This is a genomic window from Paenibacillus sp. FSL H8-0259, assembly GCF_037963255.1.
Lineage (GTDB): Bacteria > Bacillota > Bacilli > Paenibacillales > Paenibacillaceae > Paenibacillus_AQ > Paenibacillus_AQ phytohabitans.
Window position 1 is genome coordinate 2,025,533 of record NZ_CP150147.1, and the last position, 13,781, is coordinate 2,039,313.

Annotated in this window: 7 protein-coding genes and 1 pseudogene; 5 read left to right on the forward strand and 3 right to left on the reverse strand. The window is 53.2% G+C overall.

Translation table 11 applies throughout. The features are described 5' to 3' along the window. The first annotated feature begins 107 nt into the window (after window positions 1-107). From NSU01_RS08695 to NSU01_RS08705, 3 genes are read left to right on the forward strand one after another with little or no spacing between them, the layout of a single operon-like run. On the forward strand, window positions 108-1,064 hold the full coding sequence (locus tag NSU01_RS08695; protein WP_042134843.1) for an ABC transporter permease subunit: 957 nt from the start codon (window positions 108-110) through the stop codon (window positions 1,062-1,064). A gap of 27 nt (window positions 1,065-1,091) precedes the next feature. Beyond that, a complete protein-coding gene (locus NSU01_RS08700; RefSeq protein WP_042134844.1) occupies window positions 1,092-1,997 on the forward strand; it encodes a carbohydrate ABC transporter permease in 906 nt (301 codons plus the stop codon). Between the two features lie 15 nt (window positions 1,998-2,012). Next, window positions 2,013-3,890: a beta-L-arabinofuranosidase domain-containing protein gene (locus tag NSU01_RS08705; protein WP_076242546.1), complete on the forward strand. Its 1,878-nt coding sequence runs from the start codon at window positions 2,013-2,015 to the stop codon at window positions 3,888-3,890. Window positions 3,891-4,717: 827 nt separating this feature from the next. Here NSU01_RS08705 and NSU01_RS08710 read toward each other — a convergent pair. Beyond that, the gene (locus NSU01_RS08710; protein WP_305954180.1) at window positions 4,718-7,321 is read right to left on the reverse strand and encodes a beta-L-arabinofuranosidase domain-containing protein; all 2,604 of its coding nucleotides are present in this window, start codon (window positions 7,319-7,321) and stop codon (window positions 4,718-4,720) included. Window positions 7,322-7,952: 631 nt separating this feature from the next. Next, a complete protein-coding gene (locus NSU01_RS08715) occupies window positions 7,953-8,480 on the reverse strand; it encodes a hypothetical protein (RefSeq protein ID WP_042134849.1) in 528 nt (175 codons plus the stop codon). Window positions 8,481-8,746: 266 nt separating this feature from the next. Between NSU01_RS08715 and NSU01_RS08720 the strand changes: the two genes are divergently transcribed. After that, window positions 8,747-11,500: a YhgE/Pip domain-containing protein gene (locus NSU01_RS08720; protein WP_076242547.1), complete on the forward strand. Its 2,754-nt coding sequence runs from the start codon at window positions 8,747-8,749 to the stop codon at window positions 11,498-11,500. A 150-nt stretch (window positions 11,501-11,650) separates the two neighbouring features. Next, window positions 11,651-13,045 carry a helix-turn-helix transcriptional regulator gene (locus tag NSU01_RS08725; protein WP_179093412.1) on the forward strand — a complete coding sequence of 465 codons (1,395 nt, stop codon included), beginning with the start codon at window positions 11,651-11,653 and terminating at the stop codon, window positions 13,043-13,045. 183 nt (window positions 13,046-13,228) lie between these two features. On the opposite strand, the pseudogene NSU01_RS08730 reads toward NSU01_RS08725, so the two are convergent. After that, window positions 13,229-13,505 (reverse strand): annotated as a pseudogene (locus NSU01_RS08730) (aldo/keto reductase); the annotation flags it as partial. Between the last annotated feature and the right edge of the window lie 276 nt (window positions 13,506-13,781).

The window sequence follows — 13,781 nt, forward strand, 5'->3', positions numbered from 1 at the left end:
GATAAGCACCGTAAGTGCTATAAGAGAATCCGGGACCGGAAGAAGCGTCAGCGGACAATCTGGCTGAGACTGCTTGTTCCGGCTCCTTGATGGAAGGGGTGGTTCTGATGATATCGAAGAATCTGTATGAGCATCCGGCTCAGCCAAGGGCGCATAAGAAGCCCACCGTACTGAATACCTTCAAGCGGGATCATCAGCTGTGGATTATGATTTTTCCGGCCATTGTCGTGATTTTTATCTTCAACTATATCCCGATGTACGGCATTCAGCTGGCGTTCCGCGATTATGATTTCAGCAAAGGGCTCACCGGGGGCGCGTGGAGAGGACTGTTCTATTTCCGGCAGTTTTTTGACAGCTATATGTTTGCCGATCTGATGAAAAACACGGTAGCGATCAGTCTCGCCACTGTAATTCTAAGCTTCCCCGCGCCCATCATTCTGGCGCTGCTGATCAACCAGGTGCGCTGGAAGCGCGCCAAAAAAACACTTCAGACGACCGTGTATCTGCCGCATTTTATCTCCATCGTCGTTATGGTGGGTCTGCTGAACGTACTGCTCTCCCCGAATTCGGGGGTAATCGGACATATCCTCAGCTCGGTCGGATTGGGCGATGTCAACCTGCTGGGCTCGACGGGGACGTTCGTTCCGGTCTATGTGCTCTCGGAGATCTGGCAGCATTGCGGGTGGAACAGCATCATCTATCTGGCCGCACTGTCTACTGTGGACCCGCAGCTCTATGATTCCTCCAAAATCGACGGGGCCAGCCGCTGGCAGACGATCAAGCATGTCGATATTCCGGCGCTGATTCCAACCATTATTATTCTGTTCGTGCTCAGTATGGGGAATGTGCTCAGTACAGGCTTCGAGAAGGTGTTCCTGATGCAGAATGCCCTGAACCTTCCGGTGTCCGAGGTCATCGCAACCTATGTCTACAAAATCGGGATTATCAGCAACCAGTTCAGCTATTCCGCCGCCATCGGGTTGTTTAATACCGTGATCAACTTTGTGTTCCTGTACGCGATGAATATGATTGCCCGCAAGTCCTCGGATATCAGCCTGTGGTAGCAGAGCTTACGGAAGGAGTGGAGCAGCATGCAGCTAATCACTAACAGTAAAGGTAAAAATAAAACCGACATCCTCTTCGATGCTGTCGTATATCTGGTCTGCCTGCTCATCTTTTTGAGCATTGTGTACCCGCTGTATTTCGTCATTATCGCCTCTGTCAGTGACTCCACGCTGGTGTCGACAGGTCAGGTGACGATTTTCCCCAAGAATATAAGCTTCTTCGGCTATAGTGAAATCTTCAAGGATTCGCGGATCTGGACAGGGTATAGCAACACGCTGCTCTATACGGTGCTCGGGACGGCCGTGAACCTGCTATTCACCCTGCCTGCGGCGTATGTGCTGTCCAGACAGGAGTTCCGGGCCCGGCGGTTTCTGATGCTGACGTTCGTAATCACACTGTTCTTCAACGGCGGACTGATTCCAACCTACCTGCTGATGAAGGATATGCACATGACGAATACGATGTGGGTGTTCATTATCCCGTTCTGCGTGAATGTCTATAATCTGATTATTGCCCGCTCGTTCTTCGAGAATTCGATCCCGCGGGAGCTGTTTGAGGCGGCTTCGATGGACGGGTGTACGCATTTCAAATTCTTCCTGAAGGTCGCCCTGCCGCTCTCCAAAGCGGTGGTGTCCGTTATCGGACTGTATTATCTGGTCGCCCACTGGAATGACTTCTTCACCGGACTGATCTATATCCGCAGCAATAACCTGCAGCCGCTGCAGATAGTGCTGAGAGATATTCTGCTATCCAACCAGGTATTCTCGCAAGGGGCGGGAGCGGGCGGTTCTGCCGGAGGTTATGCCCAGCAGTATGCGGATCAGGTGAAGTATGGAGTCATCATCGTATCTACCCTGCCGATTCTGATTGTGTACCCGTTCATCCAGAAGTACTTCGATAAAGGGGTCATGATCGGCTCGGTCAAAGGTTAAAGAGGAGGATGAGTGATGAACACAGATACGAATAATAATGCGGCAGTAAACTCAGGCATGCTGTACCAGCCGGGTACGGTAAAAATAACCCCTGCTATGCAGGCCTTCGGCTACAGCCATGTCGCGCTTAAGCCCGGCCACTGGAAACAGCAGCAGGATGAGACCATCGAGATGTATCTGGGCATTCCGGATGAGGATCTGCTGCATATTTTCCGGGTCAAGGCGGGTGTGCCCTCGGAGGCTGACGGTTTAGCCGGCTGGTACGGGGCGGGGGCAAGCACCTTCGGCCAGAAGCTGGGGGCGTATGCGAAGCTGTACCGGGTGACCGGGGATTTCAGACTGCAGGAAAAAGCAGAGCTGCTCGCAGATGAGTGGATCGCCTGCGCCGAGCAGTCCGCTGAATTATTCGACAATGATACTTATGTCTATGAGAAGCTGCTTGGTGGCTTCCTCGATCTGTATGAGTACCTGGGCTATGAGCGGATTCTCCCTTATGTGCTGAAGCTGACGGAAGCTGCGATGAACCGCTTCAAGCAGGATATTGCCAGGGACGGTCTGCAGGACCACGGGCTGTGGTCCAGTCATATGATCGAATGGTACACGCTGCCGGAGAATCTGTACCGTGCGTATCAGCTGACCGGAGAAGAGAAGTACAAGGACTTCGCCAAGGTATGGGACTATGATTACTTGTGGGATAAGCTGAACAGCAGGGATTTCGCGATCGGCCCGCGTCATGCCTACAGCCAGGTGAATAGTCTATCCAGTGCAGCGCGCGCCTATGAAGTGACCGGGGATGAACGTTATATGTCGGCGATGAAGATCGCTTACGATGAGCTTACGGCCCATCATATTTTTGCCACCGGCGGCTATGGGCCTGCGGAATGCCTGTTCACGGAGAAGGAGGGCTACCTGGGGGATTCACTGAAATCCACCTGGGACTCTACGTTGTCGAGCCTGACCTATACCAATTTCGCCGGGACGGAAGTCACCCGCAATGACACCTGGGGCAGCTGCGAGGTCTCCTGCTGTGCCTGGGCCGTGTTCAAATTCAGCAGCTACCTGCTGCAATATACCGGGGAAGCCAAGTACGGCGAATGGGTGGAGAAGCTGTTGTATAACGGAACGGGTGCGCAGCTCCCGGTGAAGCCGGACGGAAGAGTGATGTATTATGCCAACTACTTTCTGGATGGTGCGGTGAAGACGGTAGAGGACCGGAGACTGCAGGAGGGCGGACATAACTTCGAGTGGCAATGCTGCACAGGCACCTTCCCGCAGGATGTAGCGGAGTATAGCAATATGCTCTATTATCACAGCGAGGATAGCCTGTATGTAACGCAGTATCTGCCCTCCCGGGTGAAGTGGGCCAAAGACGGCATGGATATTACGGTGGAAAACTATTCGCAGTATCCGGAAGTGGAGGGGCCGGTCAAGCTGCGGATCAGTCTGGAGGGAAGGGCGGAGTTCGGGCTGAAGCTGCGCGTTCCGGCCTGGGCCACAGGACTGAACAGCTTGAAGATCAACGGGGAAGAGGTGGAGACGGCGGTTGTGCCCGGTGAGTGGGCTTCAGTCCGCAGGGAGTGGAATGATGGAGACATCGTAGAGATCGACTTGCCGTTCCCGCTCTATTTCAGAGCTGCGGATGCCGCGAATCCCGGCATTGCCGCCTTGAACTACGGCCCGCTGGTGCTGGTAGCCGATAAGATGACCCGGTTCATCGGTGACACCGCCGACCCGTCCGGCTGGATACACCCGGTAGAAGGGCAGCCGTATACCTTCGAGACGGACAAAGGCCATGTGGCAGGATACACTCACCTGACCCGCAGCTTCCAGCCGTATTACAAAATCGGAGAAATGCAGTGGTATTATATGTATAACGAAATCCAGCCGCGTTAGCGGCTGGATTCTTTGTTGTGGTTATGAATCGTAATACGAGCGTTGCTAGATAAGCTGAACATAAAACTTTAACATGAAACCTGAAAAAACTTTAACATAAAACTTTAACATAAAACTTGAACATGAAATTTTAACATAAAACTAACCTTCACCTTGTGAATATTTGAACCTCCGGCGTAGCGTCAAGAAGTTTGTGTGAAAGAGTAGAAGTACCTCCCTGGGTATGGGTACGAGTATGGGTACGAGTATGGGTAGGAGTATGGGGATGGGTAGGGGTATGAGTACGAGTATGGGGATGGGTAGGGGTATGAGTATGAGTATGAGTATGAGTATGAGTATGAGTATGAGTATGAGTATGAGTATGAGTATGAGTATGAGTATGAGTATGGGTATGGGTATGTGTATGGGTATGTGTGAGGGTACGGGTTCGCCTGTTGTTGCAGGAAGCCCTTGATTCATCCGCTTTCTGTGGCAGAGATCAGCTGACTTGCACCGACTTATATAAAATCCTGCACATAATACAACATTTCCCTCGTCTTATCGGCCGAAATCCAAAATTGTTGTATCAAATGCAGGATTTCAGCTTTTCCCGGTGGTTTAGGAGGATTATTGTTGTATTTCCTACAACAATCCTCCCGGATACCCGGCTATCCATCAATCCAAGTTGCACAACGTACAACATTTATGTCTACAGTCCCTCCGAAGAGGTCTCTATTCTTCTGCAGGTCACGAATTAAGTACAGGGCATTGACGTATTCCGCCAGCCTCGCTGTGACTGACCGGTAACCTGCAGGTGTGTTGTCTAAAGTGCAGCTTATATAGCGTACTTATTCCTTCACGATTGTAATCACATATTCCTGCTCCGTCGTATGATCCTCTGCCTTAACCGTGAGGTTCAGCGTCGTGCGTTCCTCAGTCAGGTTAACCTGGCGAGGGAGCGAATCCTCGATCAGGATTCCGCCCGCATAGACCAGGGCATTCTTATGCTCTGGTGTGACATTCAGCTGTACACTGCCGGCCGCTTGCGGAACGGTTAGGGTATAAGCGGTTACGCCGCTGGTGAAGGGAGCCGAGAGCGTGCCTTCGCTAAAAGCAAGCTGGCGCAGCCCTGCGCTACGGCTGTAGCCGGTCATCATGCGCAGCAGATCGAATATACCATTTTCCTGCCCCGGAATGACGAATTTGACCTCCACTTCGGTCTTGCCGCTGATGACTTCAGCCGGGATAAGATAACTCCGGTTGTAGAAGCTGCGCGCCTGATCGGTGTGCAGAATTTCGCGGCTGATCAGTTCACCGTCCGCATAAATAGCGAGCTCCTTGCCGTTGCTGCCGGAGAAATAGGTAACCGAGAGGTAGTTGTCACTCTGTGGTGCCACCTTCAGCCTGTAGCTGAACCAGCCGGCATTCTCCGCCTTGCGGATATTGTATCCGTCCCATGTAGCCACAGAGGTATTCTCCCCTTGAATTCCGTGCTCCAGCTCGTATTGGTCATTGCCGACAGGCAGACTGTCAAGGGTGGCATCCTGCACACGCTGCAGGATTTTGCCCTGCAGAATATGCTGCTGCAGCTCCGCCGAATCGGCTTCCACCAGCCGCCAATAGATGCCGTAACGCTCATTATGCTGCTTATAATGGGGCGTAAATACCAGCCGGTTGTCTTCATCCGTTCCCTGAAGCGCAAACGCCAGTTCATTCTGCTCCAGGCGGACACAGCGGTCTGCCAACTTCTCCAGCCACATCTCCGGACTCTCGTTCACCGTGGTGATGAAATCCTTCACCAGCATATTGCGGGTCGGCACACTGACATCCACACCTGTGGCAGACACAGCCAGATCACTCCGGCCCAGTGCGGCGCTGAGCACTGCCGGCCCGTATTTGAAGGCTGCAACATGCCGGGCATCCGGGAGATTGAAGTAAGCAAGCTTCATCGGCAGCCGGAGCTGCAGAGTATCGCCGTCTTCCCATACTCTGCCCACTACAGCATATGTTCCGCTCTCATTGAATACAACATTGACCGGTTCCCCGTTCAATAGGAGCTCCGCTTCCCCGGCCAGCCAGTACGGCAGGCGCAGCTTGAGCGCAAGGGGGCTGGCCTGAGGCTGCAGGGTATTTATTGTGAATTGTACAGCATCGCTATAAGGCAAATTGGCCGATTGTGTCAGCTTCAGCCCGTGTTCACTGGAGTGGAGGGTGGAGCTTAGGTACTGATTGACCACAATGCTTGCGGCATCATAGAAATACAGGCTGTCATTCAGCTTGGTGAAGCTCTCCATGCCGGTTCCGGTGCAGCACCAGAAATGCTCAAACGGTGAGCAGTATACTTTGAAGTAACCCGTTGCCATAGGCTGAAAATACATCGTCATCCCGGTATGCGGATGCTGTGAGGACACGATCGCATTCAGGTAGGTATTCTCGTAAAACTCAGCGTATTTGGAGTCTCCGGTGATTTTGAACAGCTCTCGTGTCAGCTTCAGCATATTATAGGTGTTGCAGGTCTCCGCTGTGAAATTGGAGCGTTCCCGGTCCAGCATATCCGGATCGCCGAAATGCTCCCACTCGCTGTTGCCGCCGGTAATGTAGCTGTGATGATGCACAACCATATCCCAGAACTGCCCGGTGGCCTCCAGATAAAAGACCTCACTCTCCCCAAGGGTCCGGTAACGGTTCAGCGCCCCGAGGAACTTCGGAATGGTTGTATTGGCATGTTTGCCTTTGAGGATATCTTTGCCTTCATGGACTGGAGTGAACAAAGTCAGCTCATCAAAGCTATGAGCGGCGCTTAAGTGGTTAAAGTTGCCGCTGACTTTGTACAGCTCATAAAGGCAGTCGTTCATCCCGCCATATTCGACGGATAATACGCGCTGCTGTATTTCGTCAGACCAGGAAGCCGTACGGTTGTACACCCAATCCCCCAGCTTGTTCACTACGCTATACGCTGTTGCGCTGCCGGTGGCAGAGTAGGCGGCGGTGAGTCCGGCGATAATCTTGTGCATTGTGTACCAAGGCACCCAGGCAGGCTGTTTATTCTCGATATTATCGAACAACTGCTCATCGAACGCTGACAGGTAACCGCTCTCATGCTGGCACAACGCAAGCTCACTGAGCAAGTATTCCAGTCTGAGCGCAAGCGCATCATCCTGGGTGGTGGCATAAGCCTGGGACAAGGCAGAGAGATAATGGCCCAGCGTATGCCCGCGGATTTCGGTATTCTCCCAGCCCGGATACTTCTCGCTCTTCTTCGGGAGTCCCCGGTTCTCACGGAAGCCGGCCAGCAGACGGTCAGGTTCCAAGCTGGTGAGGTACGCTACTTCTTTGGCAAAGGCGTTGACGATATACGGATCGGCGATGGAAACCTGATGCATGCGGTACTCCTGATACATGGGTTTGCCCTGAGTCTGGGCCGCAGACTGCGTTTGGGGTGTAATTGTCACTTTTTATCACCATTCCTATGGATTCTATAATGTTAAAGCAAGGCTGGTATCCTATGAATAAGCTTATATTTAAAGGGCTTGTCGGTAAATAGTGATAGGTTCGAATATGTGTGAAAAGGTTAGATTTTCAAGGGGGAGTGGGACAAGAGAAAAGTACCCCCGAATCCCAAACCCCTGATGTTTGCTACTGCGTTGTCATCAATCGTTGGAATATGGGCATCCAAAACCCTATGCGGACTCCAGAGCCGTTATTTTCTTGAAACTAGCTATTTTCAGCCTGAAGCGGACTCCAGTTCCGTTATGCTCCAAATCATCGTCCAAATCTCTGTTTCCAGAGAAAATAAGCGATCTCCAGTCCGCGTGGAGGTGAAAACAGCGAAAATCAGCTGAATAAGGGATTCTCAGTCCGCTTCCCTGCCGATTCAACTCTTCGGAGCCGATTCGTGAATCCGTGGGGCGGAAGCTTTTTGGAGGTCAGGCTTTCTGTTCAGCCCTTCCGCAGAATCGTTAGGGCCGCTGATTGATCTAGCCGGCTAAAAAGCACACAAAAAAACCGCAGCTGCTGCTTAGGGCAACAGACTGCGGCTTGCGTGTGATAGACAATAAAGCTTATTGAACCCATATGTCTTACTTAAGGTGTATACTGCTGCACGATGGAGACGATCTGTCCGTTCTGGATGGTGATGTGGTAAGGAGATTGGCTTAGATCGAAAACATCAGTTTTGGCAAATTCCTGAGTGAACTGCTGCAGGCTGAGCGCCTCGTTCCAGTTAATGTCCAGTTCCTCAATATTACCAGTGTGGTCGTAGATCTGCATAGTTACTTTAGCATTAGGGGCTACCGGGTAGGAAGTCAGCGAATCGCTGTCATTCACGATATAGTAACCGTCGGGTACACCGCCGATTTCGGCTGCGGCTTCAGGCTCACGTTCAGCGAAGATAGCATCGGCCGCTGCGCCTTCGTACCATGTGATTTCGTCTCCGGTAAGGGTGGTTTGACCCTTATTGGTGTCGAGTGCGTGTATGTAAACCGTCAAGTGCTGGATATGATCGCTACTCTGGGCTTCTGCGGTCTTCATGGTCGTGCTGGCCGTAGTCACGAGGGAGAGGAACAACAGGACCAATACAGGAAACAGATAGACATTTTTGTTTTTTAACATTGTGGAATTTCCCCCTTGGCATAATATGACACGGTGTAAGTCTATATACCTAATTACCCTTCGGTATAGTTCTCAAACGTGTTCATACCCTAATAACGTTGATTTTCAAAAAATGTTGCAAATATATTTTCAGATCTCCCTGCAGGAGCCGATCCAATTATTGGGTTGCTTACCTCCAGCATCATCGCGTTGCCAGTTATCGTCGTATAAAGCCTTAATCCGGGGCATATTAAGTTATCCAACTATCGGCTGAGAGGTGACTGGGATTGAAGGAGATCTGGCAAATATACAAGAGGGATTGGCTGAGGCTGTTCAGGATACCTGTGGCCATGCTGCTGATTGCAGCGCTTGTTGTGCTGCCCTCAGTCTATGACTGGGTGAATGTGGCGGCCGTATGGGACCCGTACAGCAACACCTCCGGGATCAAAATCGCCGTAGCCAGTCTGGATGAAGGTGCGGCCGTGCAGGGTACAAGCTTCAATATCGGTGCGGAGGTACTGGAAAGCCTGCGGAGCAATAAGTCACTCGGCTGGAGGTTTACAGATGCGGAGGCTGCGGTGGACGGGGTGCGGCGGGGGGATTACTATGCGAGCATTGTGATTCCGGCGGACTTCTCTGAGCGGATGACCGGAATTCTTGAAGGTAAGCTGGAGAAGCCGGAGATTGAATATACCGTTAATGAAAAAATTAATGCGATTGCTCCAAAAATTACAGCCAAGGGTGCTTCCACGATCACCACGCAGATCACCGAGCACTTCACGGAAACGATCAGCAGTACGGTTCTGACCGCCCTGCGCGGGGTAGATGAGGAATTCCAGTCCGAGCTGCCCGCTATCCGCAGAGTGGAGGCCGGGCTGTTCAAGCTGGAGGCGGAGCTGCCGGAGATTGAGCAAGCCGGCAGGCTGGTACTGAAGCTGCAGCAGGATTGGCCGGAGATCTCCTCTTCTGCGGAGCGGATTGCCGGACTGGCCTCCAGGCTCCCCGAGATAGAGCAGGCGGGAAAAGCCGTGGAGCAGATCGACGAATATTGGCCGCAGATTACGGCTGCCGCCGGACATCTGGAGGAGCTGCAGGAGAAGCTGCCCCGGATTGAGCGTGCTGCCCTGCTGGTATCCGAGCTGGATTCGAACTTCAGCAAGGTGGATGGTGTGCTGGACCGGGCAGAGGCCCGGTTGGAAGAGGCCGCAGCCGCAGTGGACACTGCGGCCAAGGTTCTGCCGCAGGCTGACCGGATCACCGCTGCCGGCAGCAGCTTCGGGCTTGCGCTGCAGCAGTTCCTGGCCGGGAACGGCACAGCCTTTGCGGCTGTCCCCGGGGCCCTGCAGCAGAACTTGTATCTGCTGCAGCAGGCCGGGGAAGCGGCCGTGCAGTTGACCGCGCAGCTGCGGCAAGACGCCGCGCAGCCAAACGAAGCGCTGCGGCAAGGTGCCGCGCAGCCAAGCGAGGCGCTGCACCAGAGTGCGGTGCAGCAGGAGCCCGCGCAGCGCTCTGCTGCGCGGCAGCTGCAGCTTGCCTCGGCCCGGCTGGCCGCGGCAAGCGAAGGGCTCGCCCACACAGCGCAGCTGCTGGGCGCCCTGAACACACTTGCGCCCGGGACCGCGGGCGCAAGTGATCTCCGCGCCGTCGAAGCGGCGCGGAAGCCCTATGCCGCCGCAGCTGCGCAGGCGGCGGCACTGGCACAGGCTGCGCAGGCAGGCGCGCAGCCCACGGAGGCTGAGCTGGACCAGCTCAGCCTAGCGGCAGGGCAGGCGGGAGCTGCCCTGGAGGGGGTCATCCCGCGGTACAACGCGGGAATTCTGCCCGCAGCGGAGCAGGTGCTGCAGCAGCTGACTGCGGATGCGGGGAATGCTGCGGCAGCGCTGCAGCATATTCCGCAGCGGCTGGCCGCGCTGGACACCATACTGGAGGAGGCGGGGACCGCCATCCAGTATGGACAATCCGGCCTGGCAGCCCTGCGGCAGGATTTGCCGGCCATCCGCGAAGAGGTGCATAACGCAGCGGGGGGCATGACAGAGAAGATGGCGGCATTCAGCAATCTGGTCACTAACGTACTTCCGCGTATTAAGGAAGGACTGCCGGGGGCCGGGGCGCAGATTCACGAAGCGGCCGAATTTGCCAGAACCGGACTGCCTGCGGCGGAGGTGAGGTTCCGCAAGGCAGCGGATTTCATTACTGCCGGATTGCCGCGGGCAGACCAGGGAGTGGAACGTGCGGCGGAGCTGGTGCGCAGCGACTTGCCTGCGCTGATGGCATCGGTCCGCAAAGCGGCAGCAACACTCCGCGATATCAAGGAGGAGGTTGATCTGGAGGAGATTGCCCAGCTGCTGGGCGGCGATATCCAGAGCCAGAGTGATTTCCTGGCGAATCCGGTTGTACTGAAGCAGCAGACGTTATATCCGATTCCCAACTATGGATCGGCCATGACGCCTTTTTATGTCGTGCTGTCCCTATGGGTAGGCGGTACCCTGCTGATCTCGCTGCTGCGCACGGCTGTAGATACCGGCGGAATCCGCTACCTTGGGTATCAGCTCTATTTCGGACGCCTGCTGACCTTTCTTACAGTCGGTATTCTTCAGGCGCTGGTGGCAGTGCTGGGCAATATCTTCCTGCTAGGCTGTTATGTTGCTGATCCGGTATGGTTTGTCCTGTTTGCCGTACTGATCAGCGTGGTATTCGTGACGATTGTCTTCACGCTGGTCTCGGTGTTCGGCAGTATCGGCAAAGGGATTGCCATCGTATTTATGGTGCTGCAGTTCTCCAGCTCCGGCGGCACCTTTCCTATTAGTACCACCGGACACTTCTTTCAGGTACTGAATCCGTTTATGCCCTTTACCTATGCGATCAGCCTGCTGCGTGAAGCTGTAGGCGGTCTGCTGCCGGAGGTAGCGATCCGTGATGCGCTGCTGCTGGTCTTGTTCGGCGTGCTTGCGCTGCTGCTGGGTCTTACGCTGCAAAAGCCGCTACAGGGCTTCATCCGCAAAGCGGCCGCGCAGGCAGAAGAGTCGAAGCTGATTTCGTAGATAAAATGGGGATATATAACATTTATTCCGTCTTTGTCAACCTATTTTGAACCGTTCAAACCGGATTGACCTGTATAATTGGGGGACTTATTATATAGGAATATCTGGATTAATATTCGAATATATGGTTTTTTGAGGGGCGGTATTGGTTTGCATCATAAGACTACAATTCAAGCGGAGCTGGCCGCTTTCCTAAGAAATGAAGGAATGACGATTAATCAATTCGCAGGGGTATCCGGCGTTAACTCCGGAACACTGAGCAGTATTATTAACGGCAACCGTCCCATTGCCATGCAGCAGCTGGACCGGATTACCTCCGGGATGGGGCTGGCTGAAGGGGCGTTCTACGAACTCTATATAGATGAATGTGTCATTCATTCCACACCCGACTGGCGGCGTCTGGGCCCATTCCTCCACCGCTGCGCGGAGCTGAACAAACTGGAGTGTATCCGGCAGGTCGTCCTTATTATAATGGACAATATTACATATGCCCCTGTGCTGTTTGATACAGCGGAGCAATTCTACGGGCAAGGCAACTATCAGGCGGCGGCTCTGCTCTATGAGGGCGTTGCCGATAGTGAGAAATACCAGCATTCGGAGCGTCTGGCCTTATGCCAGTACCGGCTGTTCACCATTAGGGTCGGCCAGGACCGGGAGGCGGATTTCCGTGCAGCCACGCGGTTCGAATATTTCGTGGAGCGGCTGGATGAGAGCGATCAATTAGGCGCTTTGCAGCAGCTGGCCGATGTCTATCTGTCATTGCAGTACTGGGATAAGGTATGGCTGCTGGCCGAAGAGCTGTACCGTAAGACAGCGATTCAATATGAGATTAAGCATCACAAAGTCAGAAAGCAGAAAGAGCTGAAGGAACCTCCGAAGCCGTTATGCTTCTATATTTTATACGCCTACTGGTTGCAGTCCGTGGTATGTGACGGGCGGGGCGAATATGAGCGTGCTTTGCATTATGTAACTTTATATTCAGAAATGGACTGGATTGTGGAAGATTCAGAGGAAGTCCGGCAAATTAAAGAGTATTTCAGCAGTCAGGCAATAGTTAATACTTATCTGTTCCGTTTAATGTGCGGAGATTTGGAAGTGCTTCATAACTATGTGGAGTATATCGGCACGGGCGGCACCGGCCTGCTCCCCGGAATGCTGAAGGCCGTTCAGGCAGCCAACCGGTTTCACTGGAATGTGGATGAGCTGATCGGGCGGTTCCTGCCGCAGGTAGAGCAGGAGTGGTCTGCCCCGGGGCATGGCAAGCCGGGAGCGGACCTGCGGGATAAATACGCGGAATTGCTCTATGAACTGGCGGGATATTACCTGCGTGCCGGAGAACAGGAGCAAGGATTCCGCTACTTATTCCTAAGCCTGGAGGCTTCGGCGGAACTGGGCAGCGAGACCTGTGTGATCCGCTGTGTGCGATTGTTTGAGCAATATCGGCCGCAGGCTTCGGCTGCGCAGCAAGAGGATTATAAGCAGCTGATCAATAAAGTACAGACAGCCCATGCCAGCAGACACCTCGCGCCGGCAGGCAAATTGTAAGAGGAATATTATCGCTATAGGCTTGCAACTACTTAAAAGCACCGTCCCATTTCCGGACGGTGCTTTTAAGTGCAGGTATTTGCTGCAAATTGAATTGCAGGGCGGGCTATGTCGTATAAGAACACAATATGACATCTTCTCCTCCCGCAGGTGCTTATCTTGCAGGTGCAAAATCAGCCACCTGCGGTCATTCACACCATCGCCCATCGGGAAAAACACCTTGGTGCTAAGCACATAATCCGACCGTGTATAGGAGCGCAGGGCGGCGCCGACTGCTTTTTCACCTTCACCGCAGTTATAGGCATTAGCTGTATCAAAGAAATTGATACCGCATTCAAAAGCTTTGGCAACACAGGCATTCTGCCGCCTTCTGTTCCGCCGCCGTGCCATAAGTAAGCCAGCTGCCCAGGCCGATTTCACTGACTTTAAGTCCTGTATTGCCCAGTTTTCTGTATTTCATCTTCTTCCCATTCCTTTCATAGTTTTTTTGTGCACTTTTTTAGGTTGTCTCTGTGTTTTTTCTGTTATGATGAGGACCAGTCCAGTTGATCGTAACATATCCTCTTAATTAAGAGTAAGAACATAGAGAGTTTCCTATCTAACTTATCCCAATGGCTTATAATGCCGGCTCTGACTGGACAATCGGGCAGTGCAAGATGAACGGTGACAAATAGGAATAACGGGCAAAGTTCATACACTGTGGAAATTAAAAATAAGTAAAATAGTAAATATGGAT

Excerpts from the sequence above, each read along its gene's own strand:
- NSU01_RS08695 (WP_042134843.1), top strand. The coding sequence starts at position 108 with ATGATATCGAAGAATCTGTATGAGCATCCGGCTCAGCCAAGGGCGCAT.
- NSU01_RS08715 (WP_042134849.1), bottom strand. The coding sequence starts at position 8,480 with ATGTTAAAAAACAAAAATGTCTATCTGTTTCCTGTATTGGTCCTGTTG.
- NSU01_RS08700 (WP_042134844.1), top strand. The coding sequence starts at position 1,092 with ATGCAGCTAATCACTAACAGTAAAGGTAAAAATAAAACCGACATCCTC.
- NSU01_RS08705 (WP_076242546.1), top strand. The coding sequence starts at position 2,013 with ATGAACACAGATACGAATAATAATGCGGCAGTAAACTCAGGCATGCTG.